The organism is Sulfitobacter sp. M13 (assembly GCF_053474885.1).
On sequence record NZ_CM130281.1, the window covers coordinates 1,179,044 to 1,198,820 of the forward strand.

17 protein-coding genes and 2 pseudogenes are annotated in these 19,777 nt (G+C 54.5%); 10 read left to right on the top strand and 9 right to left on the bottom strand.

Translation table 11 applies throughout. From position 1 onward, the window contains the following. Positions 1-27 precede the first annotated feature (27 nt). Genes ACVBAU_RS05600 through ACVBAU_RS05620 form a run of 5 tightly spaced genes read right to left on the bottom strand, consistent with a single transcriptional unit; the run spans position 28 to position 5,459 of the window. Complete coding sequence (locus ACVBAU_RS05600; protein ID WP_448328361.1) at positions 28-1,041, bottom strand: oligopeptide/dipeptide ABC transporter ATP-binding protein; 1,014 nt, start codon at positions 1,039-1,041, stop codon at positions 28-30. Further along, a complete protein-coding gene (locus tag ACVBAU_RS05605; protein ID WP_335745080.1) occupies positions 1,038-2,012 on the bottom strand; it encodes an ABC transporter ATP-binding protein in 975 nt (324 codons plus the stop codon). The genes ACVBAU_RS05600 and ACVBAU_RS05605 overlap by 4 nt, the downstream gene beginning before the upstream one ends. Further along, complete coding sequence (locus ACVBAU_RS05610) at positions 2,009-2,908, bottom strand: ABC transporter permease (RefSeq protein ID WP_448328363.1); 900 nt, start codon at positions 2,906-2,908, stop codon at positions 2,009-2,011. Before ACVBAU_RS05610 ends, ACVBAU_RS05605 begins: the two co-directional genes overlap by 4 nt. Further along, on the bottom strand, positions 2,905-3,855 hold the full coding sequence (locus ACVBAU_RS05615; RefSeq protein WP_335745081.1) for an ABC transporter permease: 951 nt from the start codon (positions 3,853-3,855) through the stop codon (positions 2,905-2,907). The genes ACVBAU_RS05610 and ACVBAU_RS05615 overlap by 4 nt, the downstream gene beginning before the upstream one ends. Beyond that, a complete protein-coding gene (locus ACVBAU_RS05620) occupies positions 3,855-5,459 on the bottom strand; it encodes an ABC transporter substrate-binding protein (protein ID WP_335745082.1) in 1,605 nt (534 codons plus the stop codon). The genes ACVBAU_RS05615 and ACVBAU_RS05620 overlap by 1 nt, the downstream gene beginning before the upstream one ends. Positions 5,460-5,632: 173 nt before the next feature. Here ACVBAU_RS05620 and ACVBAU_RS05625 point away from each other — a divergent pair, with 173 nt between their 5' ends. Continuing rightward, entirely contained in the window at positions 5,633-6,340 is a 708-nt protein-coding gene (locus tag ACVBAU_RS05625) for a GntR family transcriptional regulator (protein ID WP_138924038.1), read from the top strand. A 241-nt stretch (positions 6,341-6,581) separates the two neighbouring features. On the opposite strand, the gene ACVBAU_RS05630 is transcribed toward ACVBAU_RS05625, so the two are convergent. Then, complete coding sequence (locus tag ACVBAU_RS05630; RefSeq protein WP_448328366.1) at positions 6,582-7,469, bottom strand: alpha/beta fold hydrolase; 888 nt, start codon at positions 7,467-7,469, stop codon at positions 6,582-6,584. 178 nt (positions 7,470-7,647) lie between these two features. Beyond that, positions 7,648-8,631, bottom strand: a complete 984-nt coding sequence (locus ACVBAU_RS05635; protein ID WP_335745084.1) for an AraC family transcriptional regulator — start codon at positions 8,629-8,631, stop codon at positions 7,648-7,650. Positions 8,632-8,995: 364 nt separating this feature from the next. Here ACVBAU_RS05635 and ACVBAU_RS05640 point away from each other — a divergent pair. Next, positions 8,996-10,697 (top strand): annotated as a pseudogene (locus ACVBAU_RS05640) (integrase core domain-containing protein). A 35-nt stretch (positions 10,698-10,732) separates the two neighbouring features. Here the strand turns inward: ACVBAU_RS05640 and ACVBAU_RS05645 are convergent. Beyond that, positions 10,733-10,936 (bottom strand): DUF6538 domain-containing protein, encoded by a 204-nt coding sequence (locus ACVBAU_RS05645; RefSeq protein ID WP_448328369.1) that lies wholly within the window; start codon positions 10,934-10,936, stop codon positions 10,733-10,735. Positions 10,937-11,519: 583 nt separating this feature from the next. Here ACVBAU_RS05645 and ACVBAU_RS05650 point away from each other — a divergent pair. Further along, a complete protein-coding gene (locus tag ACVBAU_RS05650; RefSeq protein WP_448328371.1) occupies positions 11,520-11,894 on the top strand; it encodes a hypothetical protein in 375 nt (124 codons plus the stop codon). 58 nt (positions 11,895-11,952) lie between these two features. On the opposite strand, the gene ACVBAU_RS05655 is transcribed toward ACVBAU_RS05650, so the two are convergent. Beyond that, positions 11,953-12,273 (bottom strand): integrase core domain-containing protein, encoded by a 321-nt coding sequence (locus tag ACVBAU_RS05655; RefSeq protein WP_448328373.1) that lies wholly within the window; start codon positions 12,271-12,273, stop codon positions 11,953-11,955. Here ACVBAU_RS05655 and ACVBAU_RS05660 point away from each other — a divergent pair. The 7 genes and pseudogenes from ACVBAU_RS05660 to ACVBAU_RS05690 all read left to right on the top strand — a co-directional run bounded on the left by ACVBAU_RS05660 (position 12,273) and on the right by ACVBAU_RS05690 (position 19,771). Beyond that, positions 12,273-13,528, top strand: a pseudogene (locus tag ACVBAU_RS05660) (IS256 family transposase). The gene ACVBAU_RS05655 and the pseudogene ACVBAU_RS05660 sit on opposite strands and share 1 nt — an antisense overlap. Before the next feature lie 199 nt (positions 13,529-13,727). After that, on the top strand, positions 13,728-14,162 hold the full coding sequence (locus tag ACVBAU_RS05665; protein ID WP_448328374.1) for a hypothetical protein: 435 nt from the start codon (positions 13,728-13,730) through the stop codon (positions 14,160-14,162). 206 nt (positions 14,163-14,368) lie between these two features. Further along, on the top strand, positions 14,369-14,800 hold the full coding sequence (gene tnpA, locus ACVBAU_RS05670) for an IS66-like element accessory protein TnpA (RefSeq protein ID WP_067629910.1): 432 nt from the start codon (positions 14,369-14,371) through the stop codon (positions 14,798-14,800). Then, positions 14,797-15,150, top strand: a complete 354-nt coding sequence (gene tnpB, locus ACVBAU_RS05675; RefSeq protein ID WP_067629907.1) for an IS66 family insertion sequence element accessory protein TnpB — start codon at positions 14,797-14,799, stop codon at positions 15,148-15,150. The genes tnpA and tnpB overlap by 4 nt, the downstream gene beginning before the upstream one ends. Positions 15,151-15,204: 54 nt before the next feature. Then, complete coding sequence (tnpC, locus tag ACVBAU_RS05680; protein WP_237271760.1) at positions 15,205-16,764, top strand: IS66 family transposase; 1,560 nt, start codon at positions 15,205-15,207, stop codon at positions 16,762-16,764. A gap of 460 nt (positions 16,765-17,224) precedes the next feature. After that, positions 17,225-19,183 (top strand): hypothetical protein, encoded by a 1,959-nt coding sequence (locus ACVBAU_RS05685; protein WP_448328376.1) that lies wholly within the window; start codon positions 17,225-17,227, stop codon positions 19,181-19,183. A gap of 126 nt (positions 19,184-19,309) precedes the next feature. Next, positions 19,310-19,771, top strand: a complete 462-nt coding sequence (locus ACVBAU_RS05690) for a hypothetical protein (protein ID WP_448328378.1) — start codon at positions 19,310-19,312, stop codon at positions 19,769-19,771. The last annotated feature ends 6 nt before the right edge of the window (positions 19,772-19,777 follow it).

Here is a 19,777-nt window from a genome sequence, read left to right on the forward strand (position 1 = left end):
GATCTTGTGTAATCTGAAGAGTGACGGCTATTTTAAGGCCAGCGGATGCAGACACGCGACCGCGCGCTGAGGGCTGAGCTTTCCCAACTGTGGATCCTTCAGACGGCAATCGTTCTGCGCCTTTGGGCAACGTGTCGAAAAACGGCACCCTTCAGGCAGGTTGAGAGGGCTTGGGATTTCCCCAGGCAATGGCTCTGAAAGCGGTTCAAAGAATTGTGGAGCAGCGGCACGAAGAGCCGCAGAGTAGGGATGAGATGGCGCATCAAGAACGGCATCGGTCGGGCCTGTTTCGACGATACGGCCAAGATACATGATCGCGATTTCTTCGCAAAGGAAGCTCGCGACGCCAAGGTCGTGCGTAATGAAGATAAGCGTCAGGCCCATGTCTCGCTGTAATGACTGCAACAAAGTTAACAGCTGTGCTTGGGTCGATACGTCGAGCCCTGAAACAGCTTCATCCGCCACAAGCACCGTAGGCTCCGATGCTAATGCGCGTGCGATAGCCACGCGTCGCACCTGTCCTCCTGACAGTCCCGATGGATACCGGTCAGCAGCGTCAGCAGGCAGCCCCACCCGATCAAGTAGGTGTGAAACACGTGCGGCCTCGTCTTGGCGCGGTACGATATTAAAGTGCCGAAGCGGTTCTGCAATGAGCGCGCCAATCGTCATGCGAGGGTCGAGTGACCCACGGGCATCTTGATAGACCATCGCAACATCGCGTGCAAAATCGATACCGGTCGCGCGTCCTTCCAGAATGGGTTTGCTGTTATAAAGCGCACGCCCACCGCTTGGTCGGTCCAGCCCCAGCAGGACCCGAAGCAGGGTAGACTTGCCCGACCCGCTTTCTCCGACGACGGCAAGGGACGTGCCTTTGCGAATATTTAGCCGAACCCCATCCAAGGCACGAAGACCTACGGTATCGCGACTGAAAAGGGATCGCCCTGGTTTGGGGACTTCGAACACCTGCTCGACCTCGATCAGCTCGAAGATGGGCTGTTCAGGCGCGGGCGCTTTGGTTTCGGACAAAGTTTGCACAGTCATTCTGGGTTCCAACACGCAATATGGTGGTCAAGCGAGCCTGTCGCGGTCTGCTGGGCTGGCACAAGGGGGGGCGCTTCGTCCGCGCAACGCGCCACTGCGCGTGGGCAGCGGGTGGAAAATCGGCAGCCCTTAGGCATCTGCCCATGAGACGGCACAGTCCCTTCGGGGGCTGGTAGGTCTTTGGCGCCAATTTCCAGCACACAGGATTTAAGTTGCTTGGTATAGGGGTGGCGATGTCGTTCGAGCACATCGCGCGCCGGACCACTTTCTACAACTTGCCCCGCATACAGTACCGCGATCCTATCGCAGGCCTGACTTGCAAGGGCCAGATCGTGCAATACAAAGACGCAACTTGCGCCGCGTTCACGGGTTAGCTTGAGGATCAGTCGCACAATCTGTGCTTGGATCGTGACATCCAGAGCCGAGGTCGGCTCGTCAGCCAAAAGCAGATCAGGGCTGCCTGCCAATGCGATCGCCACCATGACACGCTGCTGCATGCCTCCTGATAACTGGTGAGGAAAAGCAGACATCCGGCCTTCCGGGTCGTTGATCCCGACAGAGGTGAATAGCTCTATCGCTTGGTCTCGGGCGTCTGCCTTTGATAGCCCGTGGATGCGTCGCAAGGTCGTGCTCAGCTGTCGTCCGACTGTGTACGACGGGTTAAGCGCAGTACCCGCGTCCTGAAATATCATAGACAAACGGCGGCCTCGAAGCTTCACCATCTTCCGCTCTGACAGCGTGAGAAGGTCGCCTTCGCCCGCCAAGGTAGCGCTTCCGGTGACCCTCGCGTTTTCAAGCAAGCGCATGATCGCGGTGGCGATAGTCGATTTCCCGGCCCCACTTTCACCGACCAAAGCCAGTGTCTCTCCCTGTCCAAGCGCAAGTGTGACGCGATCCAGAATTTTAGCGGCACCTCGAAAGACGGTCAGGTCCTTGATCGACAAGACATGATTTACAGCCATATCGCTCATGAATCTCTCCGTAATTTAGGATCAAACTCTTCGCGCACCCCGTCGCCGACAATCGACAAGGCGATCAGCAAGAGAGCCAGAGCAAAACCGGGCATCGCAGACATCCACGGCGCAAAGCTGACAAAATCGCGCCCTTCAGCGATCATGAGGCCCCAGTCAGGTGTCGGGGGCGTCACGCCGATGCCCAAAAACGAGAGCGACGAAGAAACCAGAATGGCCTCTGAAACGCGTATTGTGACCTGAACGGCGAGCGGGAAAATCACGTTAGGCAAAACATGGCGTAAAATCACACGCAGGTATGAAATCGACATCAGTTGAGCGGCCTCGATGAAAAGCTGCACACGCACCTGCATCACGTCACTGCGCACCGTGCGCGCAAAAGGCCCGATCATTGAAAGGCCGACTGCGATGACGACTTTGTCCACGCCTTGACCAAGGATCGCGATGAATGCGACGGCGAGGATCAGCGACGGCAATGCAAGGATGGCGTCGATCAAGCGCATCAGGCCCCATTCAGCCCATCCACCAGAAAGGCCAGCGGCCAGCCCGATAATGAGACCGCCTATCGCGCCAATCATGACCGAGAAGATGCCAATAATGAGCGCATATCGTGCACCGAATATGACACGCGACAGGATGTCTTGGCCGTAGCTGTCTGTCCCCAGCCAATGCACCGCAGAGGGTGCTTTCATCATGACGTTAAAATCCTGCTTTGTGGGATCGAACGGGGCGACATAGGGCGCGAAAATGGCAGCGAGCACATAAGCCGCTGCGACAAGTAAAGCTGCGGTAAAGAACGGTCGCCGGATGAAAACAGATCGACGGGATTTTGCAGAGGGCGAAGGCGTGACCCCAATCGGCACAGCCGCGACGTCTTTGGTCATTTGAACGCTCATTTGCTGGTCCTCAGTCGTGGATCAAGGAAGGGATACGACAAATCGACAAGCAGGTTGACGCCGATGAACAAAACCGCCGTCATCATAACGCCAGCCTGAACCACAAGGTATTCACGCCCCAGTACAGCGGAGGTCAGCATCTGCCCAACACCAGGAAGGTTGAACACCGTTTCTGTTAGAACAGTCCCTTGCAACAGGACGCCCAATTGCAGGCCAAGGATTGTAACGAGCGGCATAGCGATGTTGCGTACACCATGCACCCAGACGACGCGCCAATTCGGTTCACCGCGTGCACGGGCCGCCGCGATATAAGGTTGCTCTAACACTTCTATCAGCGTCGCGCGGGTAAGGCGGGTAATCATCGCGATGAAATAGGTCGAAAGCGTAAGGCCGGGCAGGATCATGTGGTAAATGCCGAGCCAGAAGTTCTCCCACGGAGAGACGTAGCCCATGACCGGAAAGAGTTGGAGCTTCACCGCGAAGAACCAGATCAGCAAGATGCCCAGAAGAAACGAAGGAAATGCCGTGCCTGTCAGGGCAAGTACAGCCGATCCGGCGTCAAATATCGTGTCCTTCTTAATGGCCGACAACACGCCCAAAGGAACACCAACGAGAATTGCAAAAAGAAGAGAAAAGGAGGCGAGGGTCAACGTGACAGGCAACGCCTCCTTGAAGGCATAGGTGAAAATTTCTGCGCGTGCGACATAGGATGTTCCCCAATCGCCCTGCACAAACTGGATCGCCCAATTCGCGTATTGAACGAGGAATGGTTGATCCAGCCCAAGCTCGGCTTTCAAAGAATCGTAGCTCGCTTGAGAGAACTCTGACCCGAGCATGATCTGAATTGGATCGCCCGGTGCCAGCTTCAAAAGTCCGAAGCTGGCGACCGACACGACGAATAGGACAACGAATGTCTGCGCGATTTTCCCCAGTGCCTTAACGAGCATTAGCCAATACTCACAGTGTGCAGGTTCACAAGGTCAGCCGGGATATATTGGAACCCCTTAACTTTGGTAGAGAACACTTTGTAAATCGGCATGTGGGCCATGACAGCAATGCCGGCTTCATCCATCAGCAGGTCTTCGGCCTTCTTGTACAAAGTGCGTCGTGCTGCTGGATCCAGTTCAACCTGAGCCTGTGCGCAAAGGTCGTCAAAGTCGGTGTTCACCCAACCGCCAAAGTTCCATGCCCCGTCCGATTTGAATTCGGGATACAGCGTTTCATCGGGGTCGAGATCGGCAACCCATTCAAAGTCGTAAAGATCAAAGTCGGATGCGTTGCGGCGCTTGACCCAAGTTGCGGGCTCTACAAGTTCCAGCTTCGCTTTAATGCCGATCTCAGCCAACATCGGGGCCACAGTTTGAGCGATACGTGTCCCAACAGGACCGCGTTCCGCCATCATATATACGGCTTCGACTTCGCCTTGATTAGCCGCTTTGGCGCGGAAGGACTTGGCCTTTTCCAGATCAAACCACTGACCACGGCCACTGGACGCGATGTCGGGATCAAAGAAGTCGGTCATCGGAGGAGAAATCGGCGTATACGCTTTTTGCGCCCGCCCAAAGTAGGCTTGTTTCACGAGGGTGTCGCGATCAAGGGCCCAGGCAACGGCGCGGCGCAGGTTGATGTCATCAAACGGGCCGCGTTTGCAGTTCATGCCGACAAAGGTGTAATTGCCCTCAATTTCACCATACAGGTTTGCATTCGGGAATGCTTCTACCTGGTCGACAAGCTGCATCGGGCAATCGGTCATGCCGTCAATCTGGCCGGACATCAATGCCGCGAGCGCAGTCGACGCCTCGTTCATCAGAACAAATGTCGCACGCTCAAGCTTTGGCAAACCGGGTTCGAAATAGTCGGGGTTTGCTTCGAGTTCGATCGCGTCGTTTTCTTTCCAGGACACAAATTTGAATGGCCCCGTCCCAACGGGATTACGTCCATAGTCGGCACCGTATTTCTGTACGGCAGCGGGGCTAACGATCGTGCCTGCGCGACCGGTCGAGCCGTTCAGGGCGACGGGCAGAAATGCATATGGTTGGGAGAATGTGAGCCTTACCGTCAGCGGATCGACAACCTCGATGGTGTCCAACAGCGCCAGTTTCCACGCGTGTGGTGACTTGGGTTCTCCTTCTTTGACACGCAGAAGAGAGAATTTGACGGCTTCTGCATCGCAGGGCGTCCCATCATGAAACTTGACGCCATCGCGCAGCTTGAAGACGTGGACCTTGTCGCCCTCGATATCCCAGCTTTCCGCGAGGTCTGGTTCAAAGGTGACGTTCTTGCCGTCGTAAGCGATCTTGAGAAGACCGTTATGGATATTGTTGATGATCTGGATGGAAGACAGGAAGCCAGTGAAGTGGGGGTCCAGCGTATCAATGACTTTAATGGACGCAATTTTGATGTGACCGCTTTGCTGTGCGCGCACAAGAGAAGGTGCGCCAGTGGTCGCGGCAGTTAGAATACCGGCACCAAGGCCCTTAAGTACAGTTCTACGTCCGAAGCGGGCAGAAAGTCGTTCGGCGAGAACTTTTTTGTGGTCGATCGGTTTCATATTTTATTATCCCTGTTGGCATTGTCTCCTCCCTTCGTTCGTTTCGGCCGACAAATACTCGCGCTGGGTTTCCCCCAGTTCGCCCGCCTCACGTCGATTTTGAGGCATTTTTAACCGAACCCTCCCAGTTGCTCGGCGTCATGTGGTTAAAGCTTGCAAGCACATGTATACAAATGGAAGCTAAAAGAGCACAAAACGACTGGATTGATTGGCCGATGATTATTCGTGCAGCAGATTGCATCTTTGAAAGCCTGATAGAGACGATCATGGTCGGCCAATTGGCTCCGGGCGAACCACTTATCGAACAGTCATTGGCTGAAAAATTCGGTGTATCGCGCACCCCGGTGAGGGAAGCCTTGCACCGGCTGGCCCAAGCAGGGCTCGCTGAGCGTGGGACCCGACGGGCCTACTTCGTGCGCGAGATGACACCTGAAGACCTTGCTGAACTGTTTGAAGCCACTGGCGAGATAGAGAGCGCTCTCGCCGCTCTTGCGGCCAAACGTATGAGTGAAATCGAACGCCGTCAGCTTATGGTGATTGTTGACAGCGGCGATGCTTGCGACGACCCGACGACATACAGCGATATCAATAGGCAGTTTCACGAGGCTATAAAATTCGGCGCTCGAAATATGACACTTGCCTCAACCTTGGACGAACTGAGCATGCGAACCTTTGCTTGGCGAGCCGCCAATTTCCGCGAGGATAATAGGCGGTTGGCGTCCTCTCGAAACGAGCATCGTCAGATCGCTGACGCGATACTTAACTTAGATGTCGAATTGACGCGCAAACTGGTGTGCAGCCATGTCGCGTCTTCTTACCTTGTGTCGTCCGACATTCTTGCACGTCGTAAGTCGGAGCTACCCGTTCAACCGAATGTATAGGCCTGCGATCTGTTGGCAGTTCTGTTGCGTTGCAAATACAGAGTTGCAGCGCCTTTGTAGGGGGGATGTTCGCCTCCGGCTCAGTCTTCTCGGGTGCAATGTTAATACAGCCAAGCTTGCCCGGCGTTCGGCGCGCAAATCCATCTGAATGGACTTGCGCGCCGGCACATAGCGTCAATCTGCTGTCATCTGCCCAGACAGCGGCCTAACCGATGACGACAGTTTGCGCTGTCGTAGGACGTTACGACCACTTTTTGATAAACGATCGCGCGAGTTCGTTTACCTCTTTTGGATGTGATGCGCTCAGGAAATGCTGGCCACCTTCGATGATCGTCAGGGTAGCATCTTCGGACTTGGTGAACTTGGATACCCCAAGTTCTGCATTTTCAACGGAATAGACCTGGTCCGCTGTTCCGTGCGCCCAAGCAACCGGACATTTGACATAGTCGAGGCGACCATAAAGACCATCTCGGTCGCGAAGGTTGATCGCACACATTCTCAATCGCTTGCGGCCATCATCACCCGCGTAGTTTTCTTTCAGGGTCTTGTGCCAAAAGGCCCGCTCATCGTCCGAGACGTCAGGGCCAAAGCCCGCAGCTAACAATGCGTCGCAAAACGCGTCCGCGGGCTCCCAGCTCTCATCAACCGGATCGGCAAGTGCATCAACAAGAGGACTGTTGAATTCAGATCCGTTCCAGCAACCCAGTGATTGGCTTTGCTGACTTTCATAGTCCATTGAGGTACCCAGGGGGATTATCCCTTTTATCTTTTCTGGTGCCAGCATGGCCATGCGCGCGGCGACCCATCCACCTTGCGACGTACCTAAGACGAATGCTGAAGAGATGTTTAGCTTGTCCATGGCCTGCAAGTTCGCAATTGCGGAATCCCAGTAGGTAAACTGTTCGGAAGGCGTTCGAGTTTTACAGTGCCCATACAATTCAAATGACACCAGGTTTGCCGTGTCAGATAACGCATTATCCGAAAACTGGGGTCGGTAGAGCTGACTTGATGTTGCAAAGGAATTCACCATCACTAATGTCGGACGAGATGGATCGAAGTCCTCCCCAAAGCAATAGCCGATCTCTGCCCCCCCGAGATGTGCGACGCTTACCGTTTCAACGTTCTTCATATTTTCCTCCACAGATTATACGCAATGGCATGGAGGGCGACTTACGACCCGCATGCTTTGCCGAGCATATGCAAAAAGGGCGGGGCGGGCCTGTCGCGACTTGCCCAATAGCATGCAAGTGTTGCGCAATATGGCGCAACTTACGGATCGTAACGTTTAAACATGTCTAGGAGGTGCTTTAGTTGCGCATTCGCTGCCGATACTCTGACGGAGATATTCCACAGAGCTTTCTGAACGCGCGCGCAAAGTTGGCACCGGATGAATAGCCGACGGTTTCTGCAATGTCGTCAATCGACATGCTACCATGCTCCAAGTGTTCCTTAGCTTTGCTCAAGCGCATCTGACTGAAATGAAACATAGGCGATGACCCCGTCGAAAGCTTGAACGCCCGCGCAAAGTGGAACATGCTCAGGCACGATACGTCGGCCAAGTTGCTAAGGGAAATGTCTTCTGACAGGTTTTCCATCATGAACTCTACGACACGCTTCAATCGCATCGGATCGAGGCCCTTGGCGTTTTGGGAGCTAACGTAAGCATCAGAGCGCGCCCAATCGTCGGCTCGAGTGTGCCGCTGCAATATCCGGGCCGAAAGCGCTAAACTCAATGTATCAAATACGAGCCGGTTGCTTTTTGAACTTGCCTGCAACTCCTCGGCAATCGCCAACCCAATCTGATGAATTAGCGGATCGAATATGCCTCCAGTGTAGACAAGTCCTGCGTCTTCGGCATTCGTATCTCGATCGCTTAGACCGCCAGAGACGTCCTTACATAAATAGAGATGAAGCATGTCCAAGCTATCTCCATCAATATTGAGGTAGCGAACTGATACACCTTTTGGACAAATGCAGGATACGCCGGCTCTAGACTTGAATCGCTGTTCAGCGCCGTCAGCACGGCGCCTGATTTCGGCGCTTCCAGCCAAAGCGATGGCGACTTCATTGACCGGCTGAATAAATGACGCCCCGCTCAACGAGTTGTGGCGGCGTAGCTCCGCATTGACCGTGCCTCCCCAGCCCAAGCCTTTTGATGAGGCGAGCAAGAGGCTCCCCGCGTCTTCGTACTTTTTGCCCAAAACCGCATTGAGCGCTGCGCCAGTATGCTGCCGACCGTCTTCACGTATCGGAAATGGCAGTAATTGCGTAGGTGGTTCACCTTCAAGCAACGCTTCTCTCCCCCCATGAGTGCGGTTTCTCCCAAAGCCGCTTGAATATAGTCCTTCCGCACACCTCTCATTGTCAATGGGACAGGGTGTGAACCGCCAATGGTATAAGGTAAATCCGGGTCGCCGATGGTGGTCCCGCCTTCGGGGGGGGGGCATTTTGGTGCGCTATGCAGGGTCCTTTGTGCGGCTCAGGTTACCTGTTCTACCGAGATACGCGCTACGGTCGGCTTGCGCCTAAATAGTAGGCGGTCATTCAGGTTCGCCAGATTTTTTGTCACTGTCTGACGTCAGCGCTTATGGGTCCAAATAGCGTTATTTGATAAGAGAGTGTTGTTGGCTCATCATAACCACTGAGGAGTGGCCGATGAGACAGACAACTGGAACACGCAAAAGCCCTGGTGAGAAGATCGTCAAAGACCTCAAACTGGCGCACCGCTGCCCGGCAGTCGATACGCAGTATCGATGAGAGGGGCGCAAACATTATTCATCCGAAGAGAAAATCCGGATCGTGCTGGATGGCCTGCGTGGGGAAGACAGCATTGCCGAGCTGTGCCGCCCACTGCCCGGCAGGGTCATGCAAAGCATGATCCCGAGAGGGGTGAGGGCATCTCTCAAGGCATCTATTACAAATGGTCCAAGCACTGCCCGGCAGTGCATGTTTACATGCATGAGAGGGGACTTCATGGAGGCTGGCAAACGGCGTTTGGCAGGCGACACAGCACGTGCGGCAAACACTGACAAGGTCAAGGAGCTGCGCCGCGAAGCAAAGGACCTGAAAGAGGTCGTTGCCGAACAAACGTTGGAACTGCGTCTTCTCAAAAAAAGCATGTTCGACGGTGGGCGCGACCCCGAATGAGGTATCTACTACCCGGCAGTCGCTGTTTGCAGCGATGAGAGGGCGGCATCTGAGAAACTTGAGATCGTTCGGCTGGTCGAAGAAAGCCACCTATCAGCCCGTCAGACGCTGGCCAAGCTGGGCATCCCGCGTACGACATTCTACCGCCCCCTCTCATCGACTGCTTTGCAATCGACTGCCGGTCAACGGGATACGATCGGTATCTGCAGCGTGGTGAGGCCGGGCTGAAGGACCAATCTCCCAAGCCAAAACATGTCTGGAACCGCATTCCCGACGAGGTGCGCCGCAAGATGGTCAAACTGGCGTTGAAGGAAACGGAACTGTCGCCGCGAGAACTGGCAGTGACGTTCATAGATACAGAAAGCTACTTTGTATCAGAGGCTTCGACGTATCGGATCTTGAAGGCACATGATCTGATTACCAGCCCTGCGTTCATCGTTATAAAGGCGGCGAGCGAGTTCAAAGACAAGACAACTGGGATCAACCAGCTCCCCCTCTCATCGCCGCAAGCGGCGACTGCCGGGCAGCGGGCAGACCGACTTCACCTACATCAAGGTCCTTGGGTGGGGTTGGTTCTATCTCAGCACGGTCCTCGACGATTACAGCCGCTACATCGTCTCCACTGCCCGACAGGGTATTGCGCAGCAATGTCCCGAAAGGGATGGAAGCTCTGCACCAACATGCGGGCTGAAGACGTGACGGACACGCTCGATCTGGCACTGCAGGCATCCGGTTGCGATCAGGTTCACGTCATTCATAAACCTCGACTGCTCAGCCCCTCCCGTGCATGTAACCATGCATGGGAGGGCAATGGACAACGGGTCCAGTTACGTCTCGGGTGACTTGGCCGAATGGCTACAGGGCAAAGGCATTATGCACTCGCGTGGCGCACCGTATCATCCCCAAGCCCAAGGCAAGATCCTTCTCGGGACATTGCTACGCAATACCCTGACAGGCAGTGGAACGCTGGCACCAGACCCTAAAGAACCGCATCCTGCTGGAAAACTACTTCCTGCCGGGCGATCTTAAAGCCCAGATTGAGGCCTTCGTCGATCATTACAATCATCAGCGTTACCACGAGAGCCTGAGCAACGTCACACCCGCCGACGTCTACTTCGGGCGCGACAAAGCCATTCTAAAACAAAGGGCAAGGATCAAACGTAAGACGCTCGAAACGCGACGCTTGCATCACAAACAACGCGCCGCATAATCAAGCCAACCAGATGAGCCGAACTCTCTCTTAGTTTAGGTCGCCATTGGTCCCAAAAACCCTGACGACGGACAATCTAACTCCTTTTTCTCGTAGACCGTGAGCAGCCTGGCGGCACGCTTCACGGCGTCGAGCGGGAGGTGGGTTCGCAATGAAAGACAGATAAATTGGTTTGAACCGAATCTTGATATGTCTGCTGGCAAACGTTTACGGAAATAGAACATCCGGCCTCTACGCATCAGGTAGGGTCCGGCTCAATATTTAGGTTTTTGTCGGTGGTTTCCGCGGGCTGAAACGCGCTGCTGTTGGGCATAGCGCGCAAGGCCATGTGTCACACCCTGTGTCACAGTCTCAGAATGCTGTGACACACACGTCGTACCAGACTTGGTTAAGTCTTTGTTATTTCGAGTGTGTCTAAGAAAGTTGGCTGGGATGGTAGGATTTTCTGCCATAATATTAGTGCCTTGATAACATTTGAAAGTTTGTCTGAATTAATCGCCTGATAATAGGTTTGATTCGAATGTGTGTCACAGTCAAGACTGATGGGAGTGGCTGTGTCGCTGAGGGCGGGGAACTCGATCTAAACACTGTGGCTCACACCTACCGCCGCGACATCGTTGTCATCGCGTTTGCTCAGAAATATTCGAACCGAATACGAGACGTGCGCACCGAATATCGTCGGCTGATTTTAAGCTGCGACCCAATTGGTTCTGGTCGGGGGTTTTGTCCAACAAAGGCCTTAAATAGTTCAAAATGTAATCATAATCGTATGGAACACGAGCGCATCGACAGTCGGGCGTGATTGTCCCAAGGAGAGTTCAAATGCTATTTTCATCTTACAAAGGGTCGATGGCCTTTGTTGCTCTTGTTCCTGTTTTTTTCGCAAGCAGTCTGTGGGCGGAAACCCACTATGTCGAGATCCACGAGGGAGCGTTCTTTCCAGAGGTGACCTACCTGTATCCTGGCGATAAGGTCAAATTCATAAATATGTCCTATGCTGAACGAACCATAGAAGGTGAAGAACTCGTTATAAAAGGGAAGAAGACCAAAACGGAAATTTGGGAATCTGGTGAGCTGGGCTACGAAGGAACATTCACCTATTCTGTGCATGAAGGCACTCTAATGAATTTTACAGAAACCGAGGCGAATTTCGTCGGCCAATTCAGCTTTGACGCTCCTCCTCTGGGAGATCCATGAAGTGGTCCTGCTTTTTAGGACAGGATTGCGGCTCAGCTAAGATGTAATCGGTTCAGTTTCATGCCGCCTTTTGGGATCGTTCTGTATCAAAGAATGCGTCTTCAGGGGTTTGCTTGTCGAGAGCTGTGTGAGGCCGCTCAGTGTTGTAGAAGCTAAGCCAGTCTTTGATCACGCGTTTGGCTTGAAACCCGCCTTGCGATTCATGCAGATAAACAGCCTCCTGTTTGAGGGACCTCCACAGCCGTTCGATGAAGATGTTGATCCGTTGCCCGGCAGGGTTATGCGCAGCATGATCCCGAAAGGGGAAGCTGAGAGTGTCCGATCTTCTGTGTATGAGTAATTTGGCCCATGCTTCATTAACGAAGGAGCATGACGACAATGACGATATCCAAGGAAGTTTTAGACGAGCTGCTGAGCGGCGTTGAGAACGCGGACGATTTACTCGGCGATCAGGGCTTGATGAAAGAGCTGAAGGTGCGCCTGATGGAACGGATGCTTGGCGCTGAACTGACCGAGCATTTAGGCTATGAGCCTGACACCCAGCCCACAAACCAACAGAGCAACCGCCGCAATGGCACGTCGCGCAAGATGTTGAAGGGCAATGATGGGGCGCTGCCGATTGATGTCCCGCGCGACCGTGAGGGCAGTTTTGAACCGGAACTGATCAAGAAGGGTCAAACCCGGATCGACGGTATGGATGACAAAATCATCGGCTTATATGCAGCGGGGTTATCGACCCGCGACATCCGCGCCCATCTCGAAGAGGTCTACGGGCTGAAGGTGTCTGCCGATCTTGTCAGCCGCGTCACAGATGTCGTTCTGGAGGAAGTATCAGACTGGCAGAACCGGGCTCTGGAGCCGATGTATCCCATTGTTTTCCTTGATGCTCTTCGGGTCAAAATCCGCGATGCGGAAAGCCGTCAGGTCAAGAATAAAGCCGTTTACGTAGCCCTGGGCGTCAACGCCGAGGGCGAACGCGAGGTTCTCGGCCTGTGGATTGCCAACAACGAAGGGGCCAAGTTCTGGCTCTCGGTAATGAACAACCTGCGCAATCGCGGCGTCGAAGACATCCTGATCGCCGTTGTGGACGGCCTCAAGGGCTTTCCCCCCTCTCGGAACATTGCTTCGCAATGCCCTGCCGGGCAGTGGATGCCATCAATGCCGCATTCCCTGAGACCACAGTCCAAACCTGCATTGTCCACCTCGTGCGCCATTCCCTGAACTTCTGCGGATGGAAAGATCGCAAGAACGTCGCAAAAGACCTCAAGCGGATTTATCAGGCCACGGATGACATCGAGGCGGAGAAAGCCCTTGCTGATTTTGAGGCCGAATGGGGCCAAAAGTATCCGTCAATCGCTCCAAGCTGGCGACGCGCGTGGCAAGAAGTCATCCCGTTCTTCACCTTCCCACCAGCAGTGCGCAAAATCATCTACACGACAAATGCGATTGAAAGCCTGAACCGCGTCATCCGAAAAACCACAAAAACGCGCGGTAGCTTTCCCACTGATGATGCTGCGACAAAGCTGATCTATCTGGCCATCCGCAGTTTTGAGAAGACAGGCAGGGCCGTCAGAGAATGGGTTGCTGCCCGCAATCAGTTCGCTATCCTATACCCAGAACGGTTCAACAAATGAGCCACCAAACTCGCATGGGCTAAGCCTCATACACAGAGTTTCGGATGCTCCCCCAGGAAGGTCATTGATCTTAGTATACGCGCATCAAAACGGATACTCGCATACCGTTTCGGGCTTACCGATTTTACGTCTATCAAACCATAATTTGGGCAGCTGCTTACCGACCCAACTGTTTATGGACAGTTGAAGAGGAAAACCCATGGTTCAAGACAACAAAAAGTTTCGTATTTCACTCGATATGGCTGAGTACCTAAAGCTTAGTCCGTACACCGCGCAGAGCAAGAAGCTGCTGCTTGTGTTGATCTATCTGCAGCACCTGGAGCAAGAAGAGTGGCCTAAGGTGTTGTCATTTGATGGTGGCAAAACAGGTTTCTATGCTGATAAAAGACCGCAAAAACACTTCTACTATGTTGCACAGCTTCGATCGCTGGGGCTTGCACCGAATTCAAAGAGTAGCACGTTCTTGGAAAAGCCGGTGAAAGAACTGTTAGGCGCCGGCGAAATGTTCGACGATCTCAGTCTAAAGCTTGGGAGGAATAGCTACGTTTCATGGCAATTCGGAGGTCTGGCTGCACCACTAATGACTGATATGGACATCTATGCCCTTATCGAAAGTGAAGACATCGCTCATTGAAAACTGTGATCTCGACGTTGTGCTTCTAACCCAAATTTCGCTCCGCTACAAAATGCGATACCCTTCGTTTTCGCTGTTAACCTCAGACAAAAGATCGAATTGGGAGATTCAGCCAAAAAAACGTAAGCGTTGCCTGGACAGCACCTTCCCAGTTTTCGCCTGAGCTGCGACTCCGTTTCTGACGGATATTGGGCGGGAGTTTCGCGATGGCGACTACGGTAGAGTTTCTCAGGGACTACGGGGTGGAGATACGGGCCAATGGCCAGAAGCGGTGGCCCAATGAGGTCAAAGCACGGATCGTGGCTGAGAGTTTGCAGCCGGGCGTGAGCGTGAATGCAGTTGCGGCGCGGTATGGGCTTCGGGCGAACCATTTATCGGAATGGCGGAGTCAAGCACGCGATGGCCGGTTGGTTTTACCTGCGGGCGATGACGACGCCTTTAGTTTTGCGCCACTCGTAGTCTCGGATGGTGGCGGCGGTGCGCATATGTCGGCCGTTGCGGGGCGGTCCGCGAAGCCTGACGAGTCATCCCATACCTCCATCGAGATTGGGATTGGTCGTGTGACAGTCCGGCTCGATGGCACGACCAGTTCGTCCCGGGTTGCCGAGATCGTGCGGGCAATCGAGGGTCAGCCATGATGTTCCCATCAAACCGTGTGCGGGTTCTGGTCTCGACGCAGCCTGTGGACTTCAGGAAAGGTCATGATGGTCTGGCGTCGATCGTGTCGTCGGTGCTGCGCAAGGATCCGTTCACCGGCACGGTTTTTGTGTTCCGCTCGCGCCGGGCGGATCGGCTGAAGCTTTTGTATTGGGACGGCACCGGATTGGTGATGGCTTATAAGCGGCTGGAAGAAGCGACCTTCACCTGGCCGGCGATCAAGGACGGGATGATGGCGCTGAACCACGCCCAGTTCGAGGCCCTGTTTGCCGGTCTGGACTGGCGCAAGGTCAAGGCTCTGGAGATGCGCCCACCTGCTGCGGCAGAGTGAATCAACCGCTGTCTTTTGTGTGTTTTTAATGGGGTTTTATCGTATCCTGATGGCATGATCACGACACCCGCCATTGACCTATCCACCATCCCTGCTGCGCAGCGTGCGGCGGTTTTGGCGTTGATGGAAAAGGTAGCGGCGCTTACGGAAATCACCCAACGGCAAGAGCACCTGATTGCGGAGCTGAACCATGCCCTACATGGCAAACGGTCGGAAAAGCTGACCGAGGATGAGCGGCAGCTGGCGTTCGAGGATCTGTCCATCGCCCTGGCTGAGGTCGAGGTGCAGAAGGACCAACTGGCCGCTCAGACAGGTGACAAGACGACAACCAAATCTGCGCCAAAGCGCACCATCGGCAATCTACCGGCCGCACTGCCGCGCATCCAAGAAGTCATCGAACCTGACAGCCTGAGCTGCCCTTGCGGCTGCGGCGTTATGCACAAGATCGGGGAAGACCGCAGTGAGCGGCTGGACATCGTGCCGGCGCAGTTGCGCGTCATTGTCACCGTCCGCCCGAAATACGCCTGCCGGACCTGCACCGACGGCGTGACCCAGGCTCCCGCACCATCGCATCTGATCATAGGTGCCCTGCCGACCGAGGCCACCATCGCCCATGTGCTGGTCAGCAAGTATGCGGATCATCTGCCATTATACCGCCAAAGCCAGATCCTGGCGCGTGCGGGTCTTGATCTGCACCGCGCTGTGCTGGCGGACTGGGTCGGCAAGGCGGCCTTCCACCTCAAGCCCGTCGTCGACCGGCTGGCCGAACACCTGAAACGATCCGACAAACTGTTCATGGACGAAACCACGGCCCCGGTGCTGGATCCGGGGCGCGGTAAAACCAAAACTGGCTATCTCTGGGCACTGGCCCGCGATGACCGACCATGGGGCGGTGAAGATCCGCCCGGTGTGGTTTACTTCTATGCCCCCGGTCGGGCGGGCGCGAATGCCGAAACCTTCCTGACAGGCTTCGACGGCATCCTGCAGATCGACGGCTATCAGGGCTATAATCGGCTGACCAAACCCACGCGCAAGGGCGGTGCCCCCATTCGGGTGGCCCATTGCTGGGCGCATGCGCGCCGCAAGCTGAAGGAAGTCTTTGACCGAGATGGCTCAGAGATCGCCGCCGAAGGCCTGCGCCGCATCGCCGAAATCTATACCGTCGAAGCTGACATTCGTGGCATCTCCTCCGGCCAGCGATTGTCTGCCCGTCAGGCCCGCAGTGCCCCGCTGGTCGCAGCATTCGGTGAATGGCTGGAGGCTGAGCGCCGCAAGATCTCCACCAAATCCCGGCTGGGTGAAAAGCTGACTTACATCCACAATCACTGGGACGGACTGCAGACCTTCTTGGCCGATGGGCGCGTCGAGATCGACAACAACCGCGTCGAAAACCTGATCCGCCCCATCACCCTCAATCGGAAAAACGCCCTCTTCGCTGGGCATGACGAGGGTGGTATCGCCTGGGGCCGCATCGCCTCACTGATCGAGACCTGCAAGATCAACGGCATCGAGCCCTTCGCCTATCTCAAGGCAACCCTCACAGCGATCGCCAATGGTCACCCACAAAGCGGCATCGACGATCTGCTCCCGTGGAACTTCAAGACGTCAAGCTGACCCGACAGTGCCCTCCTGAGAACGCTTACAAAAAAACCGCCCTCAGCGAGTGATAAACGTGCATTCGTAATGAAGCTTAGAAGGGTGCTACGAAAGTGGGCGAACTTGAAGAGCTGCCGACTTGTTGCTGAGCTCGCGCAGAGTGAATGCGCGCCCGGTATCACGTCGGTGAACATTCAAATATCACACGGCGAAACGCGGTGGTCCGATGATCAGCTAAGGAAGTTTCATCCTCGCAGTACCATTATCGATGTCGGGGCGAAAACTCCTATAGGTCCCTGATTTTGGCGTAGCTATACTTCGCATAGCCATATATCCGGCCTATTTTTTCCCGAGACGTTTTTCTCAACCAGCGTTTGAACCCATTTGTGTCAGCCGTCTTTTTTAGATTTCAGGGGGGGGATTACCCGGCTAAGCCAAACCCTCTTTGGTTTTTCTCGAAATGGCCAATATACTCACAATGAAAACATTCTTTGACATCGTCTCGCTTGGCGAGGAATCCGCGGCTAACTGCCACCCGATCGTGAGTAACTGGCCTCAGGTGCGTGCTCACCTGTACCTATTCGGTCATGTGTGTGGTGGTTTAGATCAATGTCCGATCACTGGTTTCAGAGATCGCTTTTCGGAAAGTTTTCATGATTTAGATCCCGTCGAACAAGAGGCATTTCCGTCGTTGTTGACATATCACGCAGCACGGCGCGAAATCTCGCGCCTGCTCGCGACTCTTGGGCATGAAGACGATCCTTGGGAAGCCCTTAGAGGGATGATCCGGCAAGCTGGCCGGGACGACATCGAGCGAAATTTGCCCGGCCTGAAAACACCAGCCCTCGCAGCTGGCTTAGCGCCATCCGACATTCGCGCGAACTGGGTTTGGTCGTTGGATGCGGAAAAAGGCATAGTCACCGAAGCCCAGCTTCGACAACGCAAAGAGCGCGAAGAAAGAACCGGCAATGTGCCGGAGCAGAAACTTCCAACGTCTATGCGTCAACGACTTCGTCGATCTGTGGCGAAATTCAACGAATTGTTCAGTATAGAGGCTATTGCTCACAGTGGTTTACTTCCGCCTCGACCTATTTCTGATCCGCCAGTCTATGACAGAGCAGGCCGTCAGAAGGTTACCTTACCACCGAAGCTTGATGTGAAGAACGCGCATATAGGCATCTATCCAATATGGCGGGCTATATGTGCCGCTGGGGACATTTGTCTTCCTGACGAACCCACTCCGGATGACCTCCTCGTTCCGGAAACATGGGCCAGGATCACAGAGCTTTCTCCATCACTGATTAACCTGAAACCCACGAGCTGGGCACAGTATCTAACCCGCGCTCGAAGCCAGTTGCTTTCGGCGGGGACAAACGTGCCAAAGGATCCAGATGCTCTTCCAGTTCGATTGGAGAATATGGTTCAAGAGAATGAGGACCGCTGGCACCTCAATCTCCTTTGGCGCCAGATCCGTGCCTCAGACATTCCAAGCATTAAAGCTGCAAGTGCTGCTGAATTGCTCGAACTCGACGTATGGCGGGCACTTTGGTGCGCTCCGCCGAACGATGTTGCGTACACAACGTTCAAAGCGTTCATGCGACGCGCGCGTAAAATCTTACTTCAATACGCACCCGGTCAAACTGACCCGCTGCATATCGTAGCACGAGCATGGGTGGATTTACCCGCCGAAATGAAAGCGGCCTTGGCGCCCATACGCAAGGCCGCTGAGGCATCATTCTTACGACCTCATGACGTAAGCGTACGATGGTTGGATGGACTTGTTTTGGAGCGTCGAGTTAAGGCGTCTGTCTGTGAGGCGCTCAATGTACTGCCCGACGCAATCAGAGCCGCACAAGAAAAGGCACTCGCCGCATCACCCGAGCCAGAGCTGCAAGTTTGGCAAGAATTTCGAAAAATCGCGCGATCGAGAGGGTTTGAAACGCATCGCCTTGGGCCTGTTATAACTCCGGCAGTTAAAGCCGGCCTGGCACCTACTAAACTCAACCGCGATTGGATCTTGGAAATATCGGCAGACCTGCCTTACAGAAAGCGGGCAATGGTTGGTCTTGCGCTGAGGGAACTGGACGCCATGTTGCATGATCCGAAGCTCTCACGGCTGCTATACCGGACGCCTCTCGGTCAACTACCAGATGCTCGAAGTCCCGGAATGCTCAAAGTCCCCGAGAAACTGGCTGCGGAGCTTACAGCTCTCAGTGACGCCCTGGGCAGTGCCGACAGCACTCGACGTGAATCGCGCGCTGTGGTGCGTAAAATTGTAACAGCCGCGGCCCAGCAAGGGATGGATATCTCAAACCTCTACGAATTGCTGGCACAGACCGAAAAGCTGGGCTTTGAAGGGGCTACACTGCGTAAAGCGATGCGTTTGCGTGCGCATTGGGAAAACCTGTGTGACCCAGAAAGGGTTATCCGTGCGTAAGACACAGCCATACTGAAAGCGCGTTCTACTTGGCGATGACCGAGGTCTCGATCGCGCTGTGTGCGTACGCTTATTCTCAAAGCAAATATTGTGGTAGAGTTGGTTAAGCGGAGGGAGAACGCTGTGATGGACGATACAAAGCCAGATATGTCGGACCCTGGGTGGTCTGATTGGTTCGCCAAAAAAATGGAAGAACCCGGCCCCAGAGAAGAAGAGTTCTTTGAAAGAATGCGGCGTGTCGCGGAGGTGCGTGATGAAATCATGACCTCGGTCCAAATGGTAGATCAAGATAAAGCTGCCGTTTTGCTGGGGCTGTCGGAAACGGATCCCTCCGACATCTTGCTTCGTCGACAAGTCAGATTTCAGATCTTTCGCTTCAACATTGATGGGCAGGCGGCCTATCCTTTGTTCCAGTTCGACGTTGCCAAGCAACGTGTCTATCCGGCACTTATAGAGGTAATGAAAATGCGCCCAGAAGACTGGGGTGGTCAGATGGCGCTGTTACATTGGCTCACCCTGCCCAACCGCAGCCTCGGTGATGCACGGCCCTGCGATCGGTTGGCGACAGATGCGGAGGGAGTATCCTAAACTCTG

Excerpts from the sequence above, each read along its gene's own strand:
- ACVBAU_RS05620 (WP_335745082.1), bottom strand. The coding sequence starts at position 5,459 with ATGAAACCGATCGACCACAAAAAAGTTCTCGCCGAACGACTTTCTGCC.
- ACVBAU_RS05630 (WP_448328366.1), bottom strand. The coding sequence starts at position 7,469 with ATGAAGAACGTTGAAACGGTAAGCGTCGCACATCTCGGGGGGGCAGAG.
- ACVBAU_RS05605 (WP_335745080.1), bottom strand. The coding sequence starts at position 2,012 with ATGAGCGATATGGCTGTAAATCATGTCTTGTCGATCAAGGACCTGACC.
- ACVBAU_RS05615 (WP_335745081.1), bottom strand. The coding sequence starts at position 3,855 with ATGCTCGTTAAGGCACTGGGGAAAATCGCGCAGACATTCGTTGTCCTA.
- ACVBAU_RS05665 (WP_448328374.1), top strand. The coding sequence starts at position 13,728 with ATGGTTCAAGACAACAAAAAGTTTCGTATTTCACTCGATATGGCTGAG.
- tnpC (WP_237271760.1), top strand. The coding sequence starts at position 15,205 with ATGATCACGACACCCGCCATTGACCTATCCACCATCCCTGCTGCGCAG.
- ACVBAU_RS05610 (WP_448328363.1), bottom strand. The coding sequence starts at position 2,908 with ATGAGCGTTCAAATGACCAAAGACGTCGCGGCTGTGCCGATTGGGGTC.
- ACVBAU_RS05645 (WP_448328369.1), bottom strand. The coding sequence starts at position 10,936 with ATGCGTAGAGGCCGGATGTTCTATTTCCGTAAACGTTTGCCAGCAGAC.
- ACVBAU_RS05650 (WP_448328371.1), top strand. The coding sequence starts at position 11,520 with ATGCTATTTTCATCTTACAAAGGGTCGATGGCCTTTGTTGCTCTTGTT.
- tnpA (WP_067629910.1), top strand. The coding sequence starts at position 14,369 with ATGGCGACTACGGTAGAGTTTCTCAGGGACTACGGGGTGGAGATACGG.
- ACVBAU_RS05690 (WP_448328378.1), top strand. The coding sequence starts at position 19,310 with ATGGACGATACAAAGCCAGATATGTCGGACCCTGGGTGGTCTGATTGG.
- ACVBAU_RS05625 (WP_138924038.1), top strand. The coding sequence starts at position 5,633 with ATGGAAGCTAAAAGAGCACAAAACGACTGGATTGATTGGCCGATGATT.
- ACVBAU_RS05600 (WP_448328361.1), bottom strand. The coding sequence starts at position 1,041 with ATGACTGTGCAAACTTTGTCCGAAACCAAAGCGCCCGCGCCTGAACAG.
- tnpB (WP_067629907.1), top strand. The coding sequence starts at position 14,797 with ATGATGTTCCCATCAAACCGTGTGCGGGTTCTGGTCTCGACGCAGCCT.
- ACVBAU_RS05685 (WP_448328376.1), top strand. The coding sequence starts at position 17,225 with ATGAAAACATTCTTTGACATCGTCTCGCTTGGCGAGGAATCCGCGGCT.